This is a genomic window from Nonomuraea sp. NPDC049028 (assembly GCF_043197735.1).
Taxonomy (GTDB): domain Bacteria; phylum Actinomycetota; class Actinomycetes; order Streptosporangiales; family Streptosporangiaceae; genus Nonomuraea.
On record NZ_JBICTR010000005.1, the window covers coordinates 738,945 to 763,886 of the forward strand.

Annotated in this window: 27 protein-coding genes; 11 read left to right on the top strand and 16 right to left on the bottom strand. The window is 69.3% G+C overall.

Going from position 1 to position 24,942, the window contains the following annotated elements:
• The first annotated feature begins 4 nt into the window (after positions 1–4).
• Positions 5–745, top strand: coding sequence for an endonuclease/exonuclease/phosphatase family protein (locus ACGFJ2_RS23010; RefSeq protein ID WP_358192424.1), 741 nt, complete (start codon positions 5–7; stop codon positions 743–745).
• Positions 746–756: 11 nt separating this feature from the next.
• On the opposite strand, the gene ACGFJ2_RS23015 is transcribed toward ACGFJ2_RS23010, so the two are convergent.
• From ACGFJ2_RS23015 to ACGFJ2_RS23025, 3 genes are all read right to left on the bottom strand, one after another.
• On the bottom strand, positions 757–1,773 hold the full coding sequence (locus ACGFJ2_RS23015) for a hypothetical protein (RefSeq protein ID WP_393471311.1): 1,017 nt from the start codon (positions 1,771–1,773) through the stop codon (positions 757–759).
• A gap of 105 nt (positions 1,774–1,878) precedes the next feature.
• Positions 1,879–3,087 (bottom strand): sensor histidine kinase, encoded by a 1,209-nt coding sequence (locus ACGFJ2_RS23020; RefSeq protein WP_393471314.1) that lies wholly within the window; start codon positions 3,085–3,087, stop codon positions 1,879–1,881.
• On the bottom strand, positions 3,084–3,728 hold the full coding sequence (locus ACGFJ2_RS23025) for a response regulator transcription factor (protein ID WP_357939612.1): 645 nt from the start codon (positions 3,726–3,728) through the stop codon (positions 3,084–3,086). The genes ACGFJ2_RS23020 and ACGFJ2_RS23025 overlap by 4 nt, the downstream gene beginning before the upstream one ends.
• A gap of 270 nt (positions 3,729–3,998) precedes the next feature.
• On the opposite strand from ACGFJ2_RS23025, the gene ACGFJ2_RS23030 reads away from it, so the two are divergent.
• From ACGFJ2_RS23030 to ACGFJ2_RS23045, 4 genes are all read left to right on the top strand, one after another.
• Positions 3,999–4,475, top strand: a complete 477-nt coding sequence (locus ACGFJ2_RS23030) for a MarR family winged helix-turn-helix transcriptional regulator (RefSeq protein WP_393471317.1) — start codon at positions 3,999–4,001, stop codon at positions 4,473–4,475.
• A 100-nt stretch (positions 4,476–4,575) separates the two neighbouring features.
• On the top strand, positions 4,576–5,667 hold the full coding sequence (locus ACGFJ2_RS23035; protein WP_364014060.1) for an FAD-dependent oxidoreductase: 1,092 nt from the start codon (positions 4,576–4,578) through the stop codon (positions 5,665–5,667).
• A 13-nt stretch (positions 5,668–5,680) separates the two neighbouring features.
• Positions 5,681–6,673 carry an aldo/keto reductase gene (locus ACGFJ2_RS23040; RefSeq protein ID WP_393471321.1) on the top strand — a complete coding sequence of 331 codons (993 nt, stop codon included), beginning with the start codon at positions 5,681–5,683 and terminating at the stop codon, positions 6,671–6,673.
• 23 nt (positions 6,674–6,696) lie between these two features.
• On the top strand, positions 6,697–7,602 hold the full coding sequence (locus ACGFJ2_RS23045; protein WP_364014066.1) for an LLM class flavin-dependent oxidoreductase: 906 nt from the start codon (positions 6,697–6,699) through the stop codon (positions 7,600–7,602).
• 56 nt (positions 7,603–7,658) lie between these two features.
• On the opposite strand, the gene lpdA is transcribed toward ACGFJ2_RS23045, so the two are convergent.
• The gene (gene lpdA, locus ACGFJ2_RS23050; RefSeq protein ID WP_357939614.1) at positions 7,659–9,038 is read right to left on the bottom strand and encodes a dihydrolipoyl dehydrogenase; all 1,380 of its coding nucleotides are present in this window, start codon (positions 9,036–9,038) and stop codon (positions 7,659–7,661) included.
• A gap of 69 nt (positions 9,039–9,107) precedes the next feature.
• On the bottom strand, positions 9,108–9,482 hold the full coding sequence (locus ACGFJ2_RS23055; RefSeq protein WP_357939616.1) for a tautomerase family protein: 375 nt from the start codon (positions 9,480–9,482) through the stop codon (positions 9,108–9,110).
• A 45-nt stretch (positions 9,483–9,527) separates the two neighbouring features.
• Between ACGFJ2_RS23055 and ACGFJ2_RS23060 the strand changes: the two genes are divergently transcribed.
• Together ACGFJ2_RS23060 and ACGFJ2_RS23065 are read left to right on the top strand one after the other, a co-directional pair.
• Complete coding sequence (locus ACGFJ2_RS23060; RefSeq protein ID WP_357939618.1) at positions 9,528–10,580, top strand: quinone-dependent dihydroorotate dehydrogenase; 1,053 nt, start codon at positions 9,528–9,530, stop codon at positions 10,578–10,580.
• A gap of 101 nt (positions 10,581–10,681) precedes the next feature.
• A complete protein-coding gene (locus ACGFJ2_RS23065; RefSeq protein ID WP_357939620.1) occupies positions 10,682–11,461 on the top strand; it encodes an aminoglycoside adenylyltransferase domain-containing protein in 780 nt (259 codons plus the stop codon).
• A 22-nt stretch (positions 11,462–11,483) separates the two neighbouring features.
• Here the strand turns inward: ACGFJ2_RS23065 and ACGFJ2_RS23070 are convergent, their stop codons facing one another.
• From ACGFJ2_RS23070 to ACGFJ2_RS23085, 4 genes are all read right to left on the bottom strand, one after another.
• Complete coding sequence (locus ACGFJ2_RS23070) at positions 11,484–13,088, bottom strand: beta-N-acetylhexosaminidase (RefSeq protein WP_393471327.1); 1,605 nt, start codon at positions 13,086–13,088, stop codon at positions 11,484–11,486.
• Positions 13,085–13,936 (bottom strand): N-acetylmuramoyl-L-alanine amidase, encoded by an 852-nt coding sequence (locus tag ACGFJ2_RS23075; protein WP_393471329.1) that lies wholly within the window; start codon positions 13,934–13,936, stop codon positions 13,085–13,087. The genes ACGFJ2_RS23070 and ACGFJ2_RS23075 overlap by 4 nt, the downstream gene beginning before the upstream one ends.
• A 75-nt stretch (positions 13,937–14,011) precedes the next feature.
• The gene (locus ACGFJ2_RS23080; protein WP_225301664.1) at positions 14,012–14,266 is read right to left on the bottom strand and encodes a hypothetical protein; all 255 of its coding nucleotides are present in this window, start codon (positions 14,264–14,266) and stop codon (positions 14,012–14,014) included.
• Between the two features lie 96 nt (positions 14,267–14,362).
• A complete protein-coding gene (locus tag ACGFJ2_RS23085) occupies positions 14,363–15,412 on the bottom strand; it encodes a LacI family DNA-binding transcriptional regulator (protein ID WP_357939626.1) in 1,050 nt (349 codons plus the stop codon).
• Between the two features lie 146 nt (positions 15,413–15,558).
• Between ACGFJ2_RS23085 and ACGFJ2_RS23090 the strand changes: the two genes are divergently transcribed.
• The gene (locus tag ACGFJ2_RS23090) at positions 15,559–16,224 is read left to right on the top strand and encodes a TetR/AcrR family transcriptional regulator (RefSeq protein WP_357939628.1); all 666 of its coding nucleotides are present in this window, start codon (positions 15,559–15,561) and stop codon (positions 16,222–16,224) included.
• Positions 16,225–16,360: 136 nt separating this feature from the next.
• On the opposite strand, the gene bldC is transcribed toward ACGFJ2_RS23090, so the two are convergent.
• Positions 16,361–16,564: a developmental transcriptional regulator BldC gene (gene bldC / locus ACGFJ2_RS23095; protein WP_013133571.1), complete on the bottom strand. Its 204-nt coding sequence runs from the start codon at positions 16,562–16,564 to the stop codon at positions 16,361–16,363.
• A 322-nt stretch (positions 16,565–16,886) separates the two neighbouring features.
• Complete coding sequence (locus ACGFJ2_RS23100; protein ID WP_357939630.1) at positions 16,887–17,750, bottom strand: hypothetical protein; 864 nt, start codon at positions 17,748–17,750, stop codon at positions 16,887–16,889.
• A gap of 107 nt (positions 17,751–17,857) precedes the next feature.
• Here ACGFJ2_RS23100 and ACGFJ2_RS23105 point away from each other — a divergent pair, with 107 nt between their 5' ends.
• Together ACGFJ2_RS23105 and ACGFJ2_RS23110 are read left to right on the top strand one after the other, a co-directional pair.
• A complete protein-coding gene (locus ACGFJ2_RS23105) occupies positions 17,858–18,937 on the top strand; it encodes a Glu/Leu/Phe/Val dehydrogenase dimerization domain-containing protein (RefSeq protein ID WP_357939632.1) in 1,080 nt (359 codons plus the stop codon).
• Positions 18,938–19,088: 151 nt separating this feature from the next.
• Entirely contained in the window at positions 19,089–19,304 is a 216-nt protein-coding gene (locus ACGFJ2_RS23110) for a DUF3073 domain-containing protein (protein WP_357939634.1), read from the top strand.
• A gap of 295 nt (positions 19,305–19,599) precedes the next feature.
• On the opposite strand, the gene purM is transcribed toward ACGFJ2_RS23110, so the two are convergent.
• From purM to ACGFJ2_RS23130, 4 genes are all read right to left on the bottom strand, one after another.
• Positions 19,600–20,625 carry a phosphoribosylformylglycinamidine cyclo-ligase gene (gene purM, locus ACGFJ2_RS23115; RefSeq protein ID WP_357939636.1) on the bottom strand — a complete coding sequence of 342 codons (1,026 nt, stop codon included), beginning with the start codon at positions 20,623–20,625 and terminating at the stop codon, positions 19,600–19,602.
• A complete protein-coding gene (gene purF, locus ACGFJ2_RS23120; RefSeq protein ID WP_357939638.1) occupies positions 20,622–22,058 on the bottom strand; it encodes an amidophosphoribosyltransferase in 1,437 nt (478 codons plus the stop codon). The genes purM and purF overlap by 4 nt, the downstream gene beginning before the upstream one ends.
• A 49-nt stretch (positions 22,059–22,107) precedes the next feature.
• Complete coding sequence (locus ACGFJ2_RS23125; protein WP_357939640.1) at positions 22,108–22,854, bottom strand: SDR family NAD(P)-dependent oxidoreductase; 747 nt, start codon at positions 22,852–22,854, stop codon at positions 22,108–22,110.
• Positions 22,855–22,945: 91 nt separating this feature from the next.
• The gene (locus tag ACGFJ2_RS23130; protein ID WP_357939642.1) at positions 22,946–23,350 is read right to left on the bottom strand and encodes a MarR family transcriptional regulator; all 405 of its coding nucleotides are present in this window, start codon (positions 23,348–23,350) and stop codon (positions 22,946–22,948) included.
• 142 nt (positions 23,351–23,492) lie between these two features.
• On the opposite strand from ACGFJ2_RS23130, the gene ACGFJ2_RS23135 reads away from it, so the two are divergent.
• Positions 23,493–24,494 (top strand): DUF4190 domain-containing protein, encoded by a 1,002-nt coding sequence (locus ACGFJ2_RS23135; RefSeq protein ID WP_393471338.1) that lies wholly within the window; start codon positions 23,493–23,495, stop codon positions 24,492–24,494.
• 16 nt (positions 24,495–24,510) lie between these two features.
• Here ACGFJ2_RS23135 and ACGFJ2_RS23140 read toward each other — a convergent pair whose 3' ends face one another.
• On the bottom strand, positions 24,511–24,921 hold the full coding sequence (locus ACGFJ2_RS23140; RefSeq protein WP_357939646.1) for a sterol carrier family protein: 411 nt from the start codon (positions 24,919–24,921) through the stop codon (positions 24,511–24,513).
• Positions 24,922–24,942 lie beyond the last annotated feature (21 nt).

The following is a 24,942-nucleotide window of genomic DNA, read 5'->3' on the forward strand; positions in this document are numbered from 1 at the left end:
CGTCATGGGCGATGAAGCGGGGATGAAGTACGACCGCGTCGGCACGATCGCCGACGGTGTGCTCAAGGCGGTCGACGACGTGGCGGAGGGAAGCAAGAAGCTGAGCGAGGCGCTCTCGCCGGTCACCTACGTCCCGGTTCCTTCCGTGCCGGGGTTCAACGCCTTCGGCAACACCTCCAAAGCCGTCAGCTGCGGCTCTGACTACGCCGACACCCTGACCGCCGCCGCCGACGCCTCCGAGTTGCTCGGCGCCCTGCTCGACAGAGACGAGAAGCGCCTGCGCAAGGTGATCCAGGTCTTCAGGACCACAGATCACGAAGAGGCCGACCGTATCTGCGCCAACTCGGCCAAGTCGCTGGACGTCTACAGCGCCCACGTCCACAGCCACGGTCTGCACGGGAACGACGAGACCGTACGCGCCATGCAGATCGACAAGCTGCACGACTCGATCGACGGCCCCTCCGTGATCGGGGCCGACCTCAACGCGATCACAGAGGACGGCCAGACCGATTCGAAGAAGGCGGGACCGCAGTCCATCGCCGGCTTCGCCCAGGAGGGCTACACCGTCTACTCGGGCGCGAGCACCCCCGACGGCGCCATCGCCGGCACGTCGCCGACGGGCACACGCATCGACCACGTGATCGGCTCACCGAGCGTCGAGTTCGGCGGCCGGCCGCAGTTGGTCGACGGGGGCAGCTCCGACCACGACGGGCAGAAGGTGGACCTGATCATCCCCGACTGGTGACGCGATTTTGCCTACCGGGGCTTGAATCTGATCTCCGTCTTGGCCGCCGACCGCCCCTCGCCGTCCTCGATCTCGACGTTGCCCATGCCGGGCGCGTTCCCCGGCAGTGTGATCGTGCTGCCGGGAGCGTCGAGCTTGATGTTCTCGCCGCCGCCGACGCTCTCGATGGCGTCGCCCTGCCGTACGAGGACCGCGTTGCCGAACGGCTGGTGCCAGCTGTCGCCCAGGATCGGGATGGAGTCGCTCGCCTGGTACTTCCTGCTCGCCTCCTCGAACCGGACCTCCCACTTGACGCCGGTCTCCCGCTCGAGGCTGTGCTTGAGGTCGAAGGCGCTGTTCGCCTTGAAGCCCGCGTCGATGTCCTTCTTGAAGACCTCCTGGAGGGTCACGACGTCGGCGCCCGAGCCGGCGATCAGCTTGGCCATGCCGGGGATGTCTTCGGGGTCCGTGCCGTTCTTGTCGCGCCAGGCGTTGCCCGCGCCCTGACCCACGTTGAGGTTGAGCATGGTCAGCGTGCGCGGCTTCCACTGCTTGGCGTGCGCGTCGAACTGCTCCTTGTAGTAGGTGAGTTCCTGACGCTTGGCGTCGAGCAGGTCGTCGAGCCGCACGCGTATCTCGGTGGCGGTGGTGATCGCCGTACGGACCAGGGTGGCCTGGTCGGCGTTCTTCGGGCGGAAGGTCAGGCCGTTCAGATCCTCGGTCACGGGTACGTGCTTGAGCTTGTCCCACTCGTCGTCGAGCAGGCTCTGGTACGTCTGGAGGACGGAGGCCATGCTGTCGAGCACGCCGCCGACGTTCCCCGCCTGGGCGCTGAACAGCTCCATGTCGCTGGTCAGCCTCTTGCGGTACTTGTTGAAGGCGTCAGCGGAGTCGCCGACCCACTCGTCCTTGTTGAAGACGGCCTGTGCCGCGTCATGGACCTTGCCCTCCGCCGAGGACGCCTTGGTCCCCAGCGCCCGCCAGGAGTCGGCGATCGTCTCCAAGGTGGACGGCGACGCTTCCAGCCGCCACAGGTGAGAGCTCCGCACCGAAGCCGTCGAGCTCCCCTGACCGTCGGGTTCCTGTCCCATGGACGACCTTTCCTCAAACGAACGGGCAGCCCACCCCTACACAACCTCGACAATTCGCGCAACTCAGGGTGCGGTCTCCAGTGACCGCCCTCGTGCGCGGCCGGCGGTCACGTGAGCCGCGCCCGCCAGCCGTACGGTCACCGCCAGGCCGCCTTCCGGCCGGCCCACGGCCGTCACCGTGCCGCCGTGCGCGTCGACGATGGCCCGGACGATCGACAGTCCCAGCCCCGCGCCGCGCGCCGACCGCACCCGGTCGCCCTGCAGCCGGCGGAACGGCTCGAACAGGTCGTCCACCTCGTACGGCGAGACCTGCGGCCCGGTGTTCTCCACCACGACCACCGCCTCGTCACCCTCCTGCCGCAGACTCAACCACACCTCCCCGTCGCGGACGTTGTACTTGATCGCGTTCTCCAGCAGGTTGAACACACAACGCTCCAGGAACAGCGGGTCGCCCACAGCCACGGCCTGCCGCACATCCTGGTGCACGGTGATGTGCCGCTTCGTGGAGGCGAGCTCGATCTGCTCCAGCACGGTTCGTACGATCCGCGGCAGTTCCACGGGCTTGCGGACGGCGAGCTCCTGCTCCGACTGGGCCAGCAGCAGCAACCCCTCGATCAACCGCTCATAACGCGCGTTGGTCCCCAGCAACGCACGAGCCAGCGCCTTCAGATCCGGAGAGGCCGCCGGATCCTCCAGCGACACCTCCAAAATCGTGCGATTGATCGCCAACGGCGTACGCAACTCATGCGAGGCATTACCGATGAACCGCCGCTGCGCCTCGAACACCCGATGCAACCGATCCAACATCGCGTCGAACGTATCGGCCAACCGCTTGACCTCATCCCGCGGACCCCGCAACCCGATCCGCTCATGCAACGTACTCTCCGACAACCGCCGCGCCGTCTCCGTCACCCGATCCAACGGCCGCAACGCCCGATCAGCCACCAGATAGCCGAGCACGAACGCGATGACCCCGATCACGATCATGATCACGATCGAGGACCGCAGCATGTCGCTCAGCACGGTGGCCGCGCCCTGCTCCACGTCGACCCGCACCTGTTTGACGGGCGAGCCGGCGTCGGGCGGCAGGTCCTCCGTACCGGTGATCAGACGGCCGCCGAACTTGGTGACGAACTGCGTGTTCATCGCCTGGGCGGTCAGCAGGTAGGTGACCCAGAGCAGCATCGACCCGGCGACGAAGAACAGCCCGCCGTACAACAGGGCCAGCCGCATGCGCAGCCCGAGCCGCTCCCACGGCCAGGGCCGCGTCACAGCCGGTAGCCCTTGCCGGGGACGTTCTGGACCGCGAGCGGCGCGCCCAGTTTCCTGCGCAGCGACGTGATCGTGACGCGCAGCACACCGGTGCCCGTGTCGGCGTGCTCGTCCCAGACGCGCCGGCGCAGCTCGGCGGAGGTGACGAGGTCGCCTCCGGCCAGCAGCAGCTGCTCCAGGACGTCGAACTCCTTGCGGTTCAGCGCGACCGCCCGCTCGTCCCTGGTCACCGTACGGCGGCCGGGATCGAGCCGGATCCCGGCCCGCTCCAGCGGCGTCGGCGCGACCCGGGACGACCGGCGGGCGAGCGTCCGGATCCTGGCCACCAGCTCGGCGAACGCGAACGGCTTGACCAGGTAGTCGTCGGCCCCCAGCGACAGCCCGTCGACCCGGTCGCGGACCTGCCCTGCGGCGGTCAGCATGAGGATCCGGCTGGCGCTCGCCAGCTCGCCACAGACGTCGTCGCCGTGCACCTCGGGCAGGTCGCGGTCGAGGACGACGACGTCGTAGTCGACGTACGAGGCCAGGTTCAGCGCCTCCTGCCCGTCGTAGGCCACGTCGACGGCGATCGCGTGCAGCCGCAGTCCGCGCGCGACCGCGTCGGCCAGCTCTTCCTCGTCCTCCACGACAAGCACTCGCATGGGTCGAGCGTGGCTGGTCGGGTGTTAGCCGCGAATAAGCGCCTTGTCCGAGTGCTCCGTCACATGTTGATCGTGTGGTGTGGTTTTCGGTAGCACGCCACCTATGACCTCGGACCAACGCGCTGGAGGCCGGCGACATGGACTGGCCGGCGTACTCGCCGCGCTGGAACCACGTGCGCAGCCTGTCCTGCGCCGCCGCTCTCGTGCTGGCCGAAGAAAGCCCTAGTTCGCCTCACGAACTGTCTGGTGTTTCGATGTTACCCTGATCGAGTGGTTAAAGATGACGATGGCCAGATCGGGGCTGTGGCCGGGCTGGTGCGGTCCACGTTCCTGGTGAACGCCGTGTACGCCGAGTCCGCCCGGGAGTACGGCCTCACCTCGCAGCAGGGGCAGTTGCTGTGCGTGCTGATGCCGCAGCCGTACGGCATGAGTGAACTGGGCGCGACGCTGGGGCTGGCGAAGTCGAGCCTGACCGGCCTGGTGGACCGCACCGAGCGCAACGGCCTGGTCGAGCGCAAGCCGGACCCGCAGGACTCCCGTGCGGTGCGGGTCGCGCTCACCCGGCGCGGAGACAGGCTCGCGAAGGAGTTCTATGTCGAGACCTGCCGGCGCATCGAGCAGCTGACGGGAGGGCTCGACGCCGCCGAACGTGACACGCTCGCCGGCCTGCTCGGCCGCGTCGTGCTGGACAACAAGGTCCCGATGGTCTTCCGGGAGCCCGACGAAGGGGCCCTCGCCGAGCGGTGAAACCGCCCCGCCGCCTTCGAGGCGAGTTGCAGTTCGTGTAGCGAACTATTATTGTTCGTATCACGAACTGCAACTCTTATTGAATGTGGGAGCGTGAATCATGCGTCGTACAGTCGCTGTCATCGGTGGCGGTTACGGGGGCTCGGCGGTCGCCAAGGCACTGGAGTCCGAGGCGGACGTCATCCTCGTCGACCCACGGGAGGCGTTCATCAACACGGCGGGGTCGCTGCGGGCGCTGACCCAGCCTGAGTGGGGGAGCAACATGTTCTTCCCCTACAAGCAGTGGCTGACGCGCGGCACGGTGCTGCGCGACCGTGCGGCCTCGGTGGACCCCGGCGGCGTCACCCTGGCCTCGGGGCAGCGGGTCGAGGCGGACTATGTGGTCCTGGCCACCGGCTCCAGCTACGCCTACCCGGCCAAGCCCGATGCCGACTCCACCGAGGAGGTCATGGACGACCTCCGCCTCACCCACAAGGAGCTGGCCGGCGCCGAGCGGGTGCTGATCCTCGGCGCCGGGCCGGTCGGCCTGGAGCTGGCAGGAGAGGTCAAGGAGGTCTGGCCGCACAAGCACGTGACCATCGTCGACCCGGCCGAGCAGCTTCTGCCCGCCTTCCAGCCGGAGATGCGCCAAGACTTGCACCGCCAGCTCGACGAGCAGAACATCGAGCTGCGGCTGGGCACCGGCCTGACGGCGCCGCCGGCGACCGAGCCCGGCCAGGCCGGGACCTTCACCGTCACCACCACCGGCGGAGACGACATCACCGCCGACATCTGGTTCCGCGCCCACGGCGTGCGCGTCAACAGCGACTACCTCGCCGACGGCCGGATCACCACCCGCACACCGCAGGGACAAGTCCCCGTCACCGAGACCCTCAACGTCCACGGGTACGACCACGTCTACGCCATCGGCGACATCACCGACGTCCCCGAGGCGAAGATGGCCGGGTACGCGATGCAGCACGCCGAGGTGGTGGCGCAGAACATCACCGCGCAACTGCGCGGCGAGCGGCCCACGGCCACCTACCAGGCCGCGGCCCACCCCATGATCCTGCTCCCGCTCGGCCCGCGCGGAGGCGCCGGCCAGCTCCCCACACCCGACGGCCCGGCCGTCGTCCCGGCCACGACGGTCTCGGCGTACAAGGGCGCCGACCTGTTCACCGGCCGCTTCACCGAGCAGTTCGGCGCGGCCTGAAGGGCTGGACGACATGGAATACACCCACCTGGGCCGCAGCGGCCTGTCCGTGTCCCGGCTCGTGCTCGGCACGATGAACTTCGGGCAGGACACCTCGGAAGACGACAGTCACACGATCATGGATCGTGCGCACGAGCACGGCATCAACTTCTTCGATACGGCCAACGTCTACGGCGTGCCGCAGGGCGAAGGCGTCACCGAACAGATCATCGGCCGCTGGTTCGCCACCGGCGGCGGCCGGCGCGACAAGACCGTGCTGGCCACCAAGCTCTACCTGCCGACGGGCACCTGGCCCAACGAGAGGTTCATGTCCGCGCTGAACATCCGGCGCGCGTTCGAGGCATCCCTCCGGCGGCTGCGGACCGACTACATCGACCTGTACCAGATGCACCACATCGACCGGCAGACGCCGTGGGAGGAGATCTGGGAGGCGTTCAGCGTCCTCCGCGAGCAGGGCAAGGTGCTCTACTTCGGCTCCTCCAACTTCGCCGGATGGCACATCGCACAGGGCCAGGAGGCCGCGCGGTCGCGGCACTTCCTCGGCCTGGTCAGCGAGCAGTCGATCTACAACCTGATGACCCGCTGGATCGAGCTGGAGGTGCTGCCCGCGGCGCGACATTACGGGCTGGGCGTGATCCCATGGTCGCCGCTGCACGGCGGCGTGCTCGGCGGCGTCCTGCGCAAGCAGAAGGAGGGCGGCGCCTCCCGCGGCAGCTCGGGACGCTCGGTCTCGACACTCGCCAGGCACCGGGACACCCTGGAGAGGTACGAGCGGCTGTGCGCCGACCTCGGCGAGGACCCGGCCCATGTCGGGCTGGCCTGGCTGCTCGCGCAGGAGGGCGTGACCGGGCCGATCATCGGGCCGCGCACGGTCGAGCAGCTCGACGGCTCGCTCCGCGCGCTGTCCATCACGCTCGACGACAGCACGCTGGCCAAGCTGGACGAGCTGTTCCCGCCGCCCGCCCCGAACGGGGCCAAGCCCGCGCCCGAGGCGTACGCATGGTGATCACTGGAAAGGCAGAACATCCTATGGACAGGAAAGTCGTCTTCGGCTTCGGCGCGCACAGCGGCATCGGGGAGATGACCGAGCTGCTGCGCATGGCCCAGGAAGCCGACCGCGACGGGCTCGACCTCTTCTCGCTGTCGGACCACCCCTACATCGGCGAGCGCCTGGACGCCTACGCCTCACTCGGCTTCATCCTGGGACGCACGGAGCACATCGCGGGCTTCGCCAACGTCACCAATCTGCCGACCCGGCCGCCGGCCATGCTGGCGCGGACCGTGACGTCGCTGTCGGCGCTGTCGGGCGGCCGCGTCGTGCTCGGCATGGGAGCGGGCGGGCTGTGGGAGCGCATCGCCGCCATGGGAGTGCCGCAGCTGTCACCGGGCGATGCCGTGGACGCCTTCGAGGAGGCGATCACCCTGGTCAAGCTGCTGTCGGGCGGCGGCCCCCCGGTCACCTACCAGGGCCGCCACTACCAGGTGAGCCAGATCGAGCCGGCCTCCGTGGCCGCGCCGCCCGTGTGGACCGGATCAGTGGGCCGCAAGTCCCTGGCCGCGACCGGGCGGGTGGCCGACGGCTGGATCCCCGGTCACGCGGCGGACTGGCTCAGCGAGCGATACCGGGCGTCCCGGCCGGTCATCGACGAAGCGGCGGCGGCCGTGGGCCGCGACCCAGGCGAGATCCGCACGGTCTTCAACTTCCCTGGAAGCATCACCGACCGGCCGCTACCCGCCACGCGTGACCGCGACGGCCGCTGGGTCGGCGGCTCCGTCGAGCAGTGGGTGGAGGAACTGACCGGGGCTGTGCTGGAGCACGGCGCGTCGGGCTTCATGCTCTTCTCGGCCAACCACGCCGGGCCGGACCCCCTCATCCTCAGCCGCTGGGCCAGGGAGGTGGTTCCCGCCGTACGGGAGGCGATCGCCAAAGCTTGAGAAGCCGAGGCACGATCGGTACGGCGGCGGCCGTACCGATCTCGTCAGGTACGTCCCTACATGTTGATCATGTGTCCCGAGAGGCCGTGGATCGCTTCCTTGACCGCCTCGCCGAGCGTCGGGTGGGCGTGGACGTTGCGCGCGACCTCGTGCACGGTGAGGTCCCACTGCTGGGCCAGCGTCAGCTCGGGCAGCAGCTCCGTCACCTCCGGGCCGATCAGGTGCGCGCCGAGCAGCTCGCCGTACTTGTCATCACTGATGATCTTGACGAAGCCGTTCGCGTCGCCCAGGCCGTGCGCCTTGCCGTTCGCGGTGAACGGGAACTTGACCACCTTCACGTCATAGCCCAGGTCACGGGCCTGCGCCTCGGTGTAGCCGAAGCTGGCCACCTGCGGCTGGCAGTAGGTGGCGCGCGGGATCATCACGTAGTCGAGCTCCATGGTCTCCGCCTCGCCGATCGTCTCGGCGGCGATGATGCCCATGGACTCGGCGGCGTGCGCCAGCATCAGCTTGGCGGTGACGTCGCCGATGGCGAAGATGTGCGGCACGTTCGTCCGGCACCGGCCGTCGATCGCGATCGCGCCCCGGTCGGTGAGGGCCACACCGGTCTTCTCCAGGCCGTAGCCGTCGACGCGCGGCGCGAAGCCGATGGCCTGCAGCACCTTGTCGGCCTCCAGCACCTGCTGCTGGCCGTCGCGGGTGACGGTCACCTTGACCGTGGCGCCGGTGTCCTCGATGCCGTCGACGCGGGTGGAGGTGAGCACCTCGATGCCGAGCCGCTTGTAGCGCTTGGCCAGCTCGGCCGAGACCTCCGCGTCCTCCAGCGGGACCATCCGGTCGAGGAACTCCACGATCGTCACCTTGACGCCGTAGTTGTGCAGGACGTACGCGAACTCCACGCCGATCGCGCCGGCGCCCGCGATGATGATGCTGCCGGGGAGCTGATCGGTCATGATCTGCTCCTCGTACGTCACCACCCGCTCCGACAGCGACGTGCCCGGGATCAGCCTGGTGCTGGCCCCGGTGGCGATGATGCAGTTGGCAAAGGTGATCGTCTCGCCGTTCACCTGGATCGTGTTGGCGTCGAGGAAGGTGCCGCGGCCGTCGTACTCCGTGATGGCGTTCTTCTTCATCAGGTAGTGGACGCCCTTGACCCGGCCGTCGGCCACCTTGCGGCTGCGCTGGAAGGCGGCGCCGTAGTCGAAGGTGACCTCGCCGCTGATGCCGAAGGTCTTGGCCTCGTTGTGGAAAATGTGCGCGAGCTCGGCGTTGCGCAGCAGTGCCTTGGACGGGATGCAGCCCACGTTCAGGCAGACGCCACCCCAGTACTTCTCCTCGATGACCGCTGCGCGCAGCCCGAGCTGGGCGGCGCGGACCGCGGCCGTGTACCCTCCCGGACCCGCGCCGAGAACGACGACGTCATAGTGAGTGCTCATGAGTCGGACCATACCGCCCGCCCAACTCCACTCCTGAACCTCGCCCCTGTGTCAAGGACCCGGCCGAACCTAGACCTCCACCTTGTACGGCAGCGCCAGCTCGTCCGCCGGAACCCCGCGAATGCCCCAGTTGACCTTGGGCATCTCGATGATCGTGATCTCCACGTCCTCGGCGGCGAGCTGAGATCTTTCATAGATCGTCCGGATCAGCGCCCGCTTGGCGTCGTCGCTGCGGCCGGTGAAGCAGACCACCTCGATGATCAGGTAGTTCGGGCCGCGCTGCGGGCACACGAAGTCCTCGGCGTCCAGCAGCAGGAACCGGTGGAACCGCTTGTCCTCCGGCAGCCCCCATGCGCTCATCAGGCAGGAGTGCAGGAGGTCCGAGAGCTCCCGCTGCCGCCCGGCCCACACGTCCCGCCGACCGTAGATCTTGAGCTGTGCCATGCCAGTCAATATAGGGAGTCACCGCGATTGGTACCCTGACCCCTGATGTATCGCCTCGTCTTCACGCAGGTCTTGCGACGTTTCGACGCCGAGGCCGTGCACCATCTGACTGTCAGGGCCCTCGCGCTGCTCTCGGCGCTACCCCTGCTCAAGCGGCTGCTCCACCGAGCTCTCGCGCCGCACGACCCGGTTCTGCGCGTCAGCGCGTTCGGCGTGCACTTCCCCGGACCGCTCGGCCTGGCCGCCGGGTTCGACAAGGACGCCGCCTGCGCCGAGGGCGTCGCGGCGCTGGGCTTCAGCCATGTCGAGGTCGGCACCATCACCGCGCACGCCCAGCCCGGCAACCCCCGGCCCCGGCTGTTCAGGCTGGTGCCGGGACGGGCCGTCATCAACCGGATGGGGTTCAACAACGCCGGGGCGGCCGCCGCGGCGCGCCGCCTGCGCCGCACCCGTGGGGTTCCGGTGGTGGTCGGGGTCAACATCGGCAAGACCAAGGTGGTGCCCGAGTCCGAGGCCGTCGCCGACTACGTGGCCAGTGCCAAGGAGCTGGCGTCGCTGGCCGACTACCTCGTGGTCAACGTGAGCTCGCCCAACACGCCCGGGCTGCGCGACCTGCAGGCCGTGTCGCTGCTGCGCCCGCTGCTCGCCTCGGTCAAGCTGGTCGCGGACGGCACACCGCGCCGTACCCCGTTGCTGGTGAAGATCGCACCCGACCTCGCGGACGAGGACGTCGACGCCGTCGCCGACCTGGCGCTGGAGCTGGGACTCGACGGGATCATCGCGACCAACACCACGATCCGGCACGGTGGCGAGACCGGCGGGCTGTCGGGCCGCCCGCTCAAGGCCCGCTCCCTGGAAGTGCTGCGCCGGCTGCGGGCCCGCGTCGGCGACCGGCTCACGCTGGTCTCGGTGGGCGGCGTGGAGGACGTCGACGACGTGTGGGAACGCCTGCTCGCCGGGGCCACCCTGGTCCAGGGCTACACCGGGTGGATCTACGGCGGGCCGTTCTGGGCCGCGCGCATCCACCGGCAGCTGGCCCGCCGCGTCCGCCGCCACGGCCTCACCTCGATCTCCGAAGCCATCGGCCGCACGGCCTGAGGCGCGCTACGTGAGAACGTACGGTGTGAAGCGCGTGACCTGAAAAATGCGATCCCGGAAACGGGACAGCACGCGTTTCCCGGCGTTGCTAGGGTTCCCGGATGCTCGATGATCTGCCTGACATACCCTCGCGTCTTTGCCGGGACTACCTCGCACTGGCCGATCGCCACGCGCCCGGTCTGATCGAGGGGCTGTACCTGCAGGGGTCGATCGCGCTGGGCGACTACCGGCCGCAGCTGAGCGACGTCGACTTCGTCGCCGTGACCAGCCGGTCGCCCGATCCAGCGGTCCTTCGTACGATCCACGCCGAGCTGCGGCCCAGCGGGGCCAAGCCGCACTTCGACGGCCTCTACGTGACCTGGGACGACCTGCGCAAGGACCCGGCGCAGGCACCCGACGGTCCGTCGGTGCGCGAATGGCGGCTGACCGAGTCGGGACGGGCCGAGCGGCACCTGGTCACCTGGCACGTACTCGCCCAGAGCGGAGTGGCGGTACGAGGACCGGCGGCGGCCCAGCTCGGCATCCACACCGACTGGGACACGCTCGCCCGGACGACCAGGGAGAACCTGGCGACGTACTGGACCAGGTGGGTCCAGCGCAGTGCCCGGCGGATCTCCTGGCCGGGTGTGGCCGCGCTGAGCGACTACCAGACCACGTGGGGCGTGCTCGGCATCGCCCGCCTGCGCCAGACGCTCGCGGTGGGTGAGGTGACCTCGAAGTCGGCCGCCGGCGAATACGCGCTGGAGGCCTTCCACGAGCGCTGGCACCGGATCGTGCGCGAGGCGCTGCGGATCAGGCAGGGCGGCCCCGCGCTCTATCGCAATCCGTTCCGTCGCCGGGCCGACCTGCTGGCCTTCATGACCATGATCCTGGAGATGTGAGCCGCCGTTCCCCCGCAAGGGCTCACACGCTGGGTCTGGTCGACTCCGCGTCGTGGGTCATCGAGTCCAGGCGCGTCATGACGTCGGCCACGCGTACGGCGGCGGGCCGGTGGGGCCTGCGCCGCTGCCACGGCTTGGGCCCGTCCAGCGGCCGGTACTCCACCCCGATCGCGTCGAGCCGGCCGAGATGCTCGGTCAGACGGGCCGGGAAGTCGCTCCCCGCCGAGCCGGCCCACGCCACCTCCGCCAGGGCGCACGCCCGCGGCCACGCCCGGTAGTCGAGCGTACGAGGATCAGGGATGCGCTCGCTCCAGAGCTGGGCCTGCGCCCCGACGACCCGCGACCGCTCCTCCTCGGACCAGTCGTCCGGGGCGGGGGAGAAGGCCGCGACGTCGGCGACCGTGATCGCGTCGCCGATCGCCACGGGCTCGTCGGCCGACGCGGACTCCGCGTAGTCGAAGTACAGCGGGAACACCGGCGTCGCGATCACCTCGTGGCCCGCCGCGGCGGCCCGGCGGCCGACGCTCATCCCGCGCCACGGCATCACCAGCGTGTCGTGCCGCAGCTCGCCGCTGACGAACGCCTCATCCCACACGACCGCCCGCGCGCCGCGATCGGCGAGCACGTCGGCGAGCCGGCGCAGGAACCACGCCTGCAACTCGCCCATGGACGACAGGCCCAGTGAGTCGCGGTAGGCGGTGATCTCGGGGGAGGCGGCCCAGTGGTCGAGGACCACTTCGTCGCCGCCGATGTGCACGTATGGGGTCTCGCCGATGGCGCCGATCAACTCGTCGAAGATCGTGGTCAGGAACTCCACCGTGGGCGGCATGGGAGACAGGATGGCCGGAGTGATGCCCCACCGCTCCAGCACCTGGTAGTCCTCATCGGAGGACCCGAACTCCGGATAGGCGGCCAGGATCGCCTGGGCGTGCCCCGGCACGTCGATCTCCGGCACGACGGTGACGGCGCGGGCCCGCGCGTAGGCGGCGATCTCCGCCAGGTCGTCGAGCGAGTAGTGGCCGCCGTGCGGGATCTCGTCGTAGGTTTCCGGCTCGCGGTAGTGGTTGGTCGCGGTACGCGAGCGGTGCGACGACACCTCGTGCAGCCTCGGATAGGCCCTGCTCTCCACCCGCCAGCCCTGGTCGTCGACCAGATGCAGGTGGAGCCGGTTGAGCTTGTGCATTGCCATCAGATCGACCAGGCGCAGCACCTCCCGCTTGGGGAAGAAGTGCCTGGCCACGTCGAGGTGCAGCCCACGCCAGGAGAAGCGGGGAGCGTCCTCGATCCGTACGCCGGGAACGATCCACGCCGCCTCGGCCGAGAACGCCGAACGGTAGGACGCGTCCGGCAGCAACTGGTGCAGCGACTGTCCCGCGTAGAAGGCCCCCGCCCGGTCACCCGCCGTGATCTCCACTCCGCGTGACCCCACGACCAGCCGGTACGCCTCCGGCCCGAGGGTGGGGTCGTGCCGCAGGTCGACGGCTCCCGCGTCGCCCGGCCGCAGGTCGAGCACCGGGAGCGCCAGTCGTACGGCCTCGACCAGGTCAGCGGGCCCCGAGACGGCCGCGCCCGAGGTCAGCTCGTAGGAGGCGGAGAGATCACTCAGCAGATTGGGGCGAGGAATCATGCTTTGAGATAGTGCTGCAATCCGTCGGCGAGCGCCACCGCGATCCGCTGCCTGAACGCGGGATCCTGGAACTTGGCCGCCTCGCCCGCGTTGCGCATGTTGCCGCACTCGATGAAGATCTTCGGCACGGTCGACAGGTTGAGGCCGCCGAGGTCGTTGCGGTAGTCGAGGGCCTTGCTGCCGATGTAGGTGGAGTAGGGCAGGCCGGTGCCCTTCTTGAACGCGTCGCGCACGGCCACGCCCAGCCTGCTCGAGTCGGCCACGACGGGGTCGACCGGGCCGTTGATCTTCTTCGGCATGATGACGTGGAAGCCGTGGTCGGCGGCCGGGGCGCCGTCGCCGTGCACGGAGATCGCGGCGTCGGCCTTGGCCTTGTTGCCGATGGCGGCCCGCTGCGTGATGCACGGCCCGACACTGTTGTTGTCGCTCCTGGTCAGCTTCACCTTGGCGCCGCGGGCCTGCAAGATCTTGACCATGCGGTTGGCGACGTCCCAGCTGAAGGCGGCCTCGGTGTAGTGGCTCGCCGTCTCGGTGCCCGTCGTGTCACACGGCTTCCACTTGGTCAGCACGTTGACCTTGCGGTTGATGGCCGTGGGATTGCGGTAGTTGCCGCCGTTGTGCCCAGGGTCGATGACGATGGTCTTGCCCTCCAGCGGGCCGGCCACCGCCTGAGGCTTGGCATGGGCCTGAGACCTCGCCTGAGCCGGCGTCGACGCCGGGGCCGAGGCGGGCGTCGTCGCGGCCGCTCGGGCGACCTGACCCGCCGCGGCGCCACCGCTGCCGGTGCCGCCGCACGCGGTGGCGATCAGGCCGCAGGCGGCGAGGAGTGACGCTGGAAGAGCACGCATACGCTCCAACTTACGTCAAGCGGCGTCCTCACCTGACGCTTATGTCAAGACCGGCTCCTGTTGGAGCGAGGCTCCTCACCAGACGTGTTCGCCCACCTCCTGCCGCTCCAGCAGCGCGGCGAGCTCCCGGGCGTCCTCGGCGTCGAGGCCGAGGACGACGCGGGGACGGCCCCACGGGTGGTCGAGGGAGTGGGCGACGTAGCTGGCCACGGACTCCGCACCGACGTCGATTCCCCTGCCCCTGTCCCGGCCCGCGCGCCACTGCGCCCAGGCTCGTTCGAGCTCGGTCGCCGCGCGCTGGGCGCAGGACACCAGTTCCGGATCACGCATGGCTGTCCCCCCGGATCAGATCGTGTCGCATGACCTTGACGAGTAAACCGCCGTGCGGCGCCGCCACCGCACGGGTTGACCCAGCTTTGGCTTTCTCTAAACGGGACCCGTGCTCCGCCGGACGATGAGTTCGGGGGTCACCTGGCGCAGGCGGGCTACTTTCGCGGGGTCTCCGATCCGGTCGCTGAGCAGTGCCGCCGCGGACCGGCCCATGGTACGGCGCGGCTGGTCGACGGAGGTGAGAGAGATGTGGTGCGAGGCGGCCAGGTGGGTGTTGTCATAACCCACCACCGACAGGTCGTCCGGCACCTTCAGGCCCAGTTCCGCCGCGGCCGAGAGGACACCGAGCGCAACCACGTCGTTGGCGGCGAAGATCGCCGTGGGCCTGGGTTCGCGGCTGAGCAGGGCGAGGGCCGCCTGCCGGCCGCTCTCCTCGGTCGACTCCGCGGCCTCGACCATGATGTAGGGCGCCAGCGAGTGCCTGCGCATCGCCACGAGATAGCCCTCGCAGCGTGAGGAGCGCGGACCCTCGATGTGCGCGATCCGTTTGTGGCCGTGATCGACCAGGTGGTCGATGGCCAGCCGGGCGCCGAGCTGGTCGTCGTCGACCACGATGTCGACGCCGTCGAGCTCAATGTCACGTTCCCCTACGACGACCGTCGGCGTGTAGGAGGTCGCCTCGATCAGCGTCTCGCTGGTCGGCGCGATGCCGAGTAACACCAGCCCGTCGACCCTGAGCTCCAGGAAGGCCTCCACGGCCTCGTCCTCGAAGGCGGGGTCCCATTGGCTGTTGCCGATCAGCATGCGCAGTCCGTCGCCGTGCAGGCTCTCCTGCAGTCCGTCGAGGAACTCGGCGTAGAACGGGTTGTGCAGGTCGGCGACGAGCGCGCCGACGAGGTGAGTACGGCCTTCGACGAGGCTCCGCGCGACCGCGTTGGGCCGGTAGCCGAGCTCGCGGGCCGCCTGCAGCACGGCTTGCCGCCGGTGCTCGCTCACGTGCGGGGATCCGCGTAGTACGAGCGAGACCAGCGATTTCGAGACGCCGGCTCGCTCGGCGACGTTGCGGATTGTCGGTCGTGGCCGAGGTACCGCGTCTACCTCCCTGAGCTCGGAAATAGTTGAAGTGTTGACGGGTGGTCCTGACATGTGTCTCCCCCGCGATGCGAAGTTGGGCACCTGTCTGACCAAACGATCGAGTTCGCCGCAGGGTACGGCCTCATGTTAGGGAAGGCTGATATTGACCACTTGGCTACATGTCCGCTATTAGGCACGGCGTCGGATACTGTGCTGTTGTGACACCCGGGAAGTCAGCCGAAGCGGCCCGACCGGCTCGGCGCCGGCTCAGCGTGGATCGCCGTCGCGAGGAGCTGATGGCCGCGGCCCTCGAACTCTTCAGCACACGCGACGCGGAGGACGTCTCGATCGACGACGTGGCCTCGGCCGCCGGCGCTTCGCGGGCATTGGTCTACCACTACTTCGGCGGCAAGCAGGAGCTCTACGTGGCGGCGCTGAAGAGCGCGGCCGACCAGCTGGAGTCGCGGCTGCGCCCGCAGGGCGGCGGCAGACCTCTCGATGAGCTGGCCTCGGGGCTCGGGCGCTACTTCGACTTCGTCGAGGAGCACGCGGCCGGGTTCGCGGCGCTGCTGCGCGGCGGCCCCGCCAACCGGGCGGGGGAGGTCGGGGAGATCGTCGACGGTGTGCGGCAACGTCTCTTCCGGCTCATCCAGCGGCAGATGCGGGTGGAGCGGCCGAGCCCGGTGCTGCGTACGACGCTGAGATCGTGGATCGCGTCGGTGGAGACCGCCGGCCTCGACTGGCTGGAACACCGCGACATCGAGCGTCCGACGCTGGAGAAGATGCTCGTGGACCACATGGTCTCACTACTCGGAGTAGCCGCCGGCTATGACCCGGAGGTCAACCGGCTGCTGGATCTGCTGACCAAGGAACAACTGGCCTAGGTCCCCTTCGGGAAGGATGGCGCCGGGCGGGCGGCGCCAGCTCCCCATTTACGACATGACGTCGTCACCTGGGTGGACCGGGCTGTCCAGCACGGCCCACCATTCAACCCCCCTGAGGTTCGTGACGACCTCGGCACTACTCCGAGCGCTGCTGCGGAATCCCCGCCAGCAGTGCGCGGACCTCGGTCTCCCGGTAACGCCGGTGACCGCCGAGGGTACGAATCGACGTCAACTTGCCTGCCTTCGCCCACCGGGTAACGGTCTTGGGGTCGACCCTGAACATGGTCGCGACCTCAGCGGGCGTGAGCAGCGGCTCGGCCTCGGGTGTACGAGCTGACATTTGTGCGGCCTCTCCTCCGTGTGGACCGGCTCAGCGATCCTGTGACTCCCTTTGCGCGTGTCACGGATGTCCCCCTATAGCCCAGAGCGTGCGGCTTTTCTGAGCCATATGCGGCATCACCCGAAGTGACCATACCGCCACGCAGAGCGATTTGCGAGCCCTTCTTTGACCCAACTGCCCGCTCACATGGCGATGTCACGCTCGGTGATTCTAGCGACACGTTTCGTGGTATCGCAGTGAAAACGGCAAACTACTCAGTTCGCAGAAGAGAGCAGCCGCGAGTCATGACCTACTTATGCAGGTCAGACGGTTGTATTGGGGTTCAGTTGGCAGATTCCAGAAGTTGCATTGACTTCCAGCGCAGGATCACCCTCTGATACATGGCGTAGGCAAGCTCTTCTTGACCCGTGTCCAGCCCCGTGAGGGCCGCTGAGAGCTCCGCGACGGACTGATCCGCTTGCAGAGCGTCATCGTTCATGAGCCGCACCAGGCCGCCGTAGTCGAGCTCGACCAGCGAGTGCGGGTGGAACTCCTCCAGCCACCTGGCCACGTCCTCCACGTCCAGGTTGGCCGCCACGTCGCCCAGGTGCCTGCGCAGCACCTGCAGCGCCCGCGCGGAGCGCCTCCTGGCCTGGGCCATGGAGGTGACGTAGATGAGGTTGCGTCCCGTCGTGGTGGTCACGTCCTGTCCCGGCGTCGCGGAGCCGAGCACCAGCCAGCGCTCGTTGCCGTCGAAGGGCACGAACCACGCCGGTGGCACGTGCCACGCGGTCGTGCGGATGTGGGTGCGGAGCGCGGCGGAGTCACCGGTGCGCTTGTACCGGTCGAAGTCGTCGGCGGTCTGCTCGGCGATCGCTTTGGGCACGAACCGGTCCATGAGCTTCGCAGGAGTACTGCCACGCAGCCTTGAGAAGGCCAGCCACGAGCGAAGCCGGGTCTGCCACGGACACACATAGAGACGGTCCTCAACGCGCCGCAGATAGGCGTTGGGGCTCTCCTGCGCGGGTGCCGGGTGGGGCGGCATACCGAGCAGGCGCCTGACGGCCTCGGCGTGCTCGGCGTTGAGCGCGGTGGCCCGGCGGGGACGATCACGCGATTCGGCGTACTCGGCCCAGACCTTGCGCTCGGACTCGGCGAACGCGGTCAGCGGCTCGTAGACCCGGAGGTAAGCGGCATAGGGCAGCACGGAGGCATCGTGTCATGAAGACAACCTGCTCGCATCGTCGCGCTACTACGCTGATAGACGAGATCCGTCGCAACGGGGCGACGGACACGGGACAGGGAGTCACTACCGTGACCGATGTCTTCGGCTCGTCCCACAAGGACGTCCATGAGCAGGTCGTGTTCTGCGCCGACGAGCAGAGCGGCCTGCGGGCCATCATCGCCATCCACAACACCGCACTCGGGCCGGCCCTGGGAGGCACCAGGTTCTATCCGTACGCGGGCGAGCAGGCGGCTCTGGCCGACGTGCTCAACCTGGCCAAGGGCATGGCCTACAAGAACGCGCTGGCCGGTCTCGACCATGGCGGCGGCAAGGCCGTCATCATCGGCGACCCGCGCCGGGACAAGAGCGAGGCGCTGCTGCGCGCCTACGGTCGCTTCGTCGAGTCGCTCGGCGGGCGCTACATCACCGCCTGTGACGTGGGCACCTACAGCGAGGACATGGACGTCATCGCCAGGGAGTCACGCTACGTGATCGGCCGCACGCTGGCGCACGGCGGCGCGGGCGACTCCTCGATCCTCACCGCCTTCGGTGTCTACCAGGGCATGCGCGCCTCGGCCGAGCGCGTCTACGGCTCGCCGTCGCTGCGCGGCAAGCGGGTCGGCGTCGAGGGCGTCGGCAAGGTCGGCCATCGGCTGGTCGACCTGCTGCGCGAGGACGGGGCCGACGTGGTCCTGTGTGACGTCGATCCCAAGGCGGTCGAGCGCGTACGACAGCGCCACCCCGAGGTCGACGTCGTAGGCGACGCGGTGACGCTCACCGGAGCCGACATCGACGTGTTCGCCCCCTGCGCGCTGGGCGGGGCTCTCGACGACCACTCGGCGGCCAGGCTCCGCGCCAAGATCGTCTGCGGCGCGGCCAACAACCAGCTCGCCCACCCGGGCGTGGAGAAGCAGCTCGCGGAGCGCGGCATCCTCTACGCGCCCGACTACGTGGTCAACTCGGGCGGCGTGATCCAGGTCGCCGACGAGCTGGAGGGCTTCAACATGGAGCGTGCCAGAGCCAAGGCGACCCAGATCTACGACACGACTCTGAAGATCTTCGCGATCGCGGCCGACGAGGGCGTCCCTCCGGCGGTCGCAGCAGATAGGCTGGCCGAGCGCAGAATGTCGGAAGTCGGGCGTATTAGGGGCATTTGGCTGGGCCGCTGACGCCCCGCGCCCATACGACGTACCGAGCTGGGCACAAAACAGGTACGGTAATAGGCGAACGATAGGCTGACGCCCAAAGTCAGGCGGCGTCAGTGTGTGGTGCGTTAGCGACGAGGGGTCGGGGACGACCCCACACGAGGGGGTCGAGCCAATGGGGCGCGGCCGAGCAAAGGCCAAGCAGGTCAAGGTTGCTCGCCAGCTGAAGTACAACAGCGGTGGCACGGATCTTGATCGTCTTCGCGATGAACTCGGGGTCGGAGACTCCAGCGACAATGACGACGCCGCCGACGACCTCAGCGATGAGCTGGCGGATCGCTATGCAGATTACGCCGACGACTACGGCAACAAAGACGCCGACGACCGGTAACGGTTGTTCCGGTTGAGCGCGCCGCCCCACGGCACCCACCCGTGGGGCGCTTTCTTGCCGTCGGGGGTTTTTACTTCTTGGGGTTACGGCAAGCACGGCTGGCCCTACCCGCCGTACAGGGCTGAGGGCCTCGAGGAATACGGCCGCTGAGCCCGCACAGGGCCGGGCGCCGTTACAAGACGGTGCGACCGCCTGGGTGCTAACGGCTGGCAGGTGTCGTCAGCGACTCCTGCCACCCGGTGCGTCTACGTGACCCTGCCAGCCCGTGGCTCTACGTGGTCTCCCACCCTGTGTGTCAGCGGTAGGTGGCTTGGCCGGTGCCTTCTGTGATTTCGCCCATGATCCAGGCGGGTTGGTGGCGTTCGGTCAGTAGGCGGATGGACTCGTCCGCTGCCTCCTGGGGGACGATGGCGGCCATGCCGACGCCCAGGTTGAAGGTCTTGTCCATGTCCTTCTGTTCGATGCCGCCATAGCCCGCCAGTACCGAGAAGATCGGTGGCGGGGTCCACGAGGAGCGGTCGAGGACGGCGTCGAGGTGGTCGGGGAGTGAGCGGGACAGGTTGCTCTCGATGCCGCCGCCCGTGATGTGGGCGTAGGCGTGCACGTCGACCCTCCGGGCCAGTTCCAGGCAGTCGAGCGAGTAGATCCTGGTCGGCTCCAGCAGCTCGGCGCCCAGCGGCCTGGCCAGCTCGGGCAGGTCGGCGTCGAGCGACAGCGACGACTCGCGCAGCACGTGGCGTACCAGCGAATAGCCGTTGGAGTGCACTCCCGACGACGCCAGGCCGAGGACCACGTCGCCGGCCCGCACGCGGTCGGCGCCGAGCATCGCCGACGCCTCCACGACGCCGGTGCCCGCGCCCGCCAGGTCGTATTCGTCGGGGCCCATGGCCCCCGGGTGCTCGGCGGTCTCGCCGCCGAGCAGGGCCGCCCCGGCCAGCCGGCAGCCCTCGGCGACCCCGCCCACGATCTCGGCGATGCGCTCGGGCACCACCTTGCCGCAGGCGATGTAGTCGGTCATGAACAGCGGCTCCGCGCCGCACACCACCAGGTCGTCGAGGACCATGGCGACGAGGTCGACGCCGATCGTGTCGTGCTTGCCGTATTGCTGGGCGAGCATGACCTTGGTGCCCACGCCGTCGGTCGAGGTGGCCAGCAGCGGGCGCTGGTAGCGCAGCAGGGCCGAGGCGTCGAACAGGCCGGCGAACCCGCTGGCGTCGTCGACCACCTCGGGCCTGCGTGAGCGGGCCACCTTGGCCTTCATCAGTGAGACGGCGCGCTCGCCCGCCTCGATGTCGACCCCGGCGGCCTCGTACGTCGTCACGCCTTGCTCTCCAACACGAACTTGCCCACGTTGTCCTGGTCGATGGGGATGGGATAGGAGCCGTCGAAGCAGGCCCGGCACAGCCGCTCGGCAGGGATCGTGGTGGCCTTGGTCAGGCCCTCCAGCGAGATGTAGCCCAGCGAGTCGGCGCCGAGCGAGGCCCGGATCTCCTCGACGCTGAGCGATCCGGCGATGAGCTCGGCCCTGGTGGCGAAGTCGATGCCGTAGAAGCACGGCCAGGCCACGGGCGGTGAGGAGATGCGTACGTGCACCTCACTAGCGCCGGCCTCGCGCAGCATCCTGACGATCGCGCGCTGGGTGTTGCCGCGCACGATCGAGTCGTCGACGACGACCAGCCGCTTGCCCTCGACGACCTCGCGCAGCGGGTTGAGCTTGAGCCTGATGCCGAGCTGCCGGATGGTCTGCGAGGGCTCGATGAAGGTGCGGCCGACGTAGGAGTTCTTCACCAGGCCCTGGCCGTAGGGGATGCCGCTCTCCTCCGCGTAGCCGACGGCGGCGGGCGTGCCCGACTCGGGCGTGGGGATGACCAGGTCGGCCTCGACGGGGTGCTCGCGGGCCAGCACGCGGCCGACCTCGACCCGGGTGACCTGGATGCCGCGCCCGGCGATGGTGGTGTCGGGGCGGGCCAGATAGACGTATTCGAACAGGCAGCCCTTCGGCTCGGCCAGCGCGAACCGGCGCGACCTGACGCCGCGCTCGTCGATGGTGAGCATCTCGCCCGGCTCGATCTCGCGGGTGAACGTGGCGCCCACGATGTCGAGCGCGGCCGTCTCGGAGGCCACCACCCAGCCCCGCTCCAGGCGGCCCAGGACCAGCGGGCGGATGCCCTGCGGGTCACGGGCCGCGTAGAGCGTCCGCTCGTCCATGAACACCAGCGAGTAGGCGCCCTTCACCTGCGGCAACAGCTCGGCCGCCGCGTCCTCGATGGACCGGTCGCGGTCCTGGGCGAGCAGCGTGGTGAGCACTTCGGTGTCGGTGGTCGCCCTGGTCGCCCCGGGGGCCAGCCGCTGGGCCAGCTCCGGGGTGTTGATCAGGTTGCCGTTGTGGGCGAGCGCGAGGCCGCCCTCGTCGGTGGAGCTCAGCGTGGGCTGGGCGTTCTCCCACACACTGGAGCCGGTCGTGGAGTAGCGGCAGTGGCCGATGGCCAGGTGGCCCCTGAGGGTGCCGAGCACCGACTCGTCGAAGACCTGGGAGACCAGGCCCATGTCCTTGTAGACGAGGATGCGGCTGCCCTCGCTGACCGCGATGCCCGCGGACTCCTGTCCGCGGTGTTGCAACGCGTACAGCCCGTAGTAGGTGAGTTTGGAGACTTCCTCGCCTGGCGCCCAGACACCGAAGACGCCGCAGGCGTCTTTAGGAGCATGGTCTTGGGGGTCCAGGTCATGGCCGAGCCGGCCGTCGCCTTTCAGCACGTGCTTCAGTCTAGGTCGGCCGCTCCCCTGCTCGCACCCGGGGGCCAGATCAGAGGGCGTGCGCCGACCGGCCGGCGTTGGATCCGTCGCGGATGATCTCTCCGGTGAGGTTGCGGTTGGCCGCGGAGCCGAGGAAGACGATCAGCGCCGCCAGGTCGTCCGCCGTCGAGAGTCGCCGGGTGGGGGTGCGGGCGGCGAGCGCGTCCGCGAGCTCCTGCGGGACGGGCCGTTCGCGCTCGGTGAGGGTGAATCCGGCGGCGGCGACGTTCACCAGGATGCCGTCCTTGCCGGCCTCCCAGGCCAGTGCGCGGGCCATGCCGTGCAGGGCCATCTTGGCCGTGCCGTACGCCCCGGGGCCCGGCAGTCCCTCCTCCGCCGCACCCGACGAGACGAACACGATCCGCCCGAAACCGTTCCGCCGCATATTGGGCAGTACGGCCCCCGCGAGGATCGCGTTGCCGACCACGTTGGCGTGCAGGGCGGCCGTCCACTCCGCCGCGGGTACGTCCTCGAAGGCCATGCTGTTGGGCATGATCGTGCCCCAGCGCACGGCGTTGGCGACCAGCGCGTCCACGGGTCCCGCTTCCGACACGGCGGCGGTGATGCTCGCGTGGTCCTCCAGATCGAGGCGGACGGCCGTGGCCTTGCCTCCGGCCTGCTCCACCCGCTTGACCACCTCGGCCGCCCGTTCCTCGCCCGAGTGGTAGGTGATGGTGACGCGGGCTCCCGTGGCCCCGTAGGCGACGGCCGTGGCCGCGCCGATGCCGGACGAACCGCCGGTGACGAGCACGTGCATGATGGACTCCTCTAGTTAGCCGACTAATTAGCCAGCTAACTCTATGGCAACGCCTGCCCGCAAGCCGGTTTCGCTGGGAGTGAAAGGGTCGTTAGGGCATGGCACGCAGCAGGCGGCCGAACATGTCCCGCTCGTCCGGGTCGAACGCGCTCAGCAGCTCTTCGTCCATCCTGGTCCAGATCTGCTCCACGGGCTCGCGGACGGCCTTGCCCGCGTCGGTCAGCCAGACCCGGATCATCCGTGGCCGGTCGGGGTCGGGCGAGCGGTGCAGGAAGCCGGCCCGCTCCAGGCGCTGGACGGTCTTGGTGACGGTCGGCGGCTCGACGCCCAGCCGCCGGATGAGCTCGCTCTGGGTGAGGCCGTCCTCCTGCCACAGCTGGTTGAGCAGCAGTTCCTGGCCGCTGTGCAGGCCGAGCGGGACCAGGGCCGCGGCCATCTGGTTGCGCTTCGTCTTCATGACCATGATCAACGCGTAGGTCAGGGTCTCTTCCAGCATGTCCTCATCTTGCCCGTCGCCTGCCATTTGGGCGCATGGTGACCCAAGGATGAGCGGGCTCTTACCGTGTCGTGCGGTTTCGGGGATGTCAGCCGCGAAAAGGTGAAGTATCCGGCATACAGACCCGTCGGGAGACGCAGACGTGACCACACCTGGGGATCCGAACCAGCCTCGCCCGAACGACGGCGACCCTTCGAAGGACGAGCCTCCGGAGGAGCAGCCGCGGCCCCGCCGCGAGCCGGGCAAGCCGTTCCACCCCGACCTGCCCACGGCGCCCGAGACCCCTGAGCCGGCCGAGGTTCAAGAGGGTGAGGAGGCGGAGGAGACCCAGGTGTTTCCGGCGCCGGGCGCGCGGCCGCCCTACCCGGGGTGGGACGACGAAGGAGCGGAGCCCCAGAACGGCGCGCCGGGACCCACGCCGCCGTCGCGTTACGAGCCGCCGACGACGCCCGAGGGCGAGCCACCACGCTATGAGCCGCCGTCGCCACCGGGCGTGCCGCCGCGCCATGAGCCGCCGCCCGCGCCTCCGACCTCGCCGCAGGGTGAGCCGCCGCCGTCACCGCCGGAGGAGCGGCCGTCGTTCGTGCCGCAGCCTCCGTCGTACGGGGAAACCGGGCCGCAGACCCCGTCCTACGGGGAAGGCCAGCCGCCGGGCCCGCCCCCTCGAACCGAACCCATCCCGGCCGTGCCCGGCACCTCGCCCTCCAGCCCGTACGGCGGCCCGCCCGGCGGAGGTGGCCCCGGCTACGGCCCGCCGCCAGGGGGCGCCTACCCGCCAAGGGGCCCGTACCAGCAAGGGGGTCCGTACCAGCCGTACCAGGCCGGCCAGCCCGCCCCGCCTGGCAGCGGCCTGGCCACGGCCTCGCTGGTGCTGGGGGTCGCCAGCCCGTTCCTCGTCTTCGTCTGCTTCACCGGCCTGCTCACCGCGATCCTGTCGATCGTCTTCGGCTGCGTCGCGCTCAGCAAGGGCGTGGGCAAGGGCCGCGCCATCGCGGGCATCGCGGTCAGCGTCCTGGCCCTGATCCTCTTCGCCGTCGTGGCCATCTGGTTCTGGAGCGTGGTCCAGGAGTGCGGCCACCTTCCCGGCCAGCTCGCCGACCAGTGCTTCGAGAGCAAGTTCCCCTGGATGAGGCGTACTCGCTAGTACCCGCTAGTACTCGCTAGGAGAGCGGGAGATGGCCGGACAGGTCGGCACGGGCGCCGCTCGCTGAGACGGCGCCCTTCGCCATGGCCTCGGCCCAGGTGAGGCGGCCCAGCGCGAGCTCGATCCAGGTGCGGCCGTCCGTCTCCACGACGTTGGGGGGAGTGCCGCGCGTGTGGCGCGGCCCGGCGATGGCCTGTACGGCCGCGTACGGCGGCACCCGCACCTCCACCGTCCGGCCGGGCGCGGCGGTCGCCAGCCGGTCGAGCAGGTGGCGTACGGCCTGCCGGGCGGCGTCGCGCTCGGGCCGGAGATCCCGTTCGTAGGCGGCGAGCACGGCGGAGACCAGCGCGTCGGCCAGCGCCGAGGACGGTCCGTCGAAGGGCGGTTCGTCCAGCGCCACGAGTTGGGCGTCCAGTGCGGCCCGCATTTTTTCCGGGTCCAATTTCCG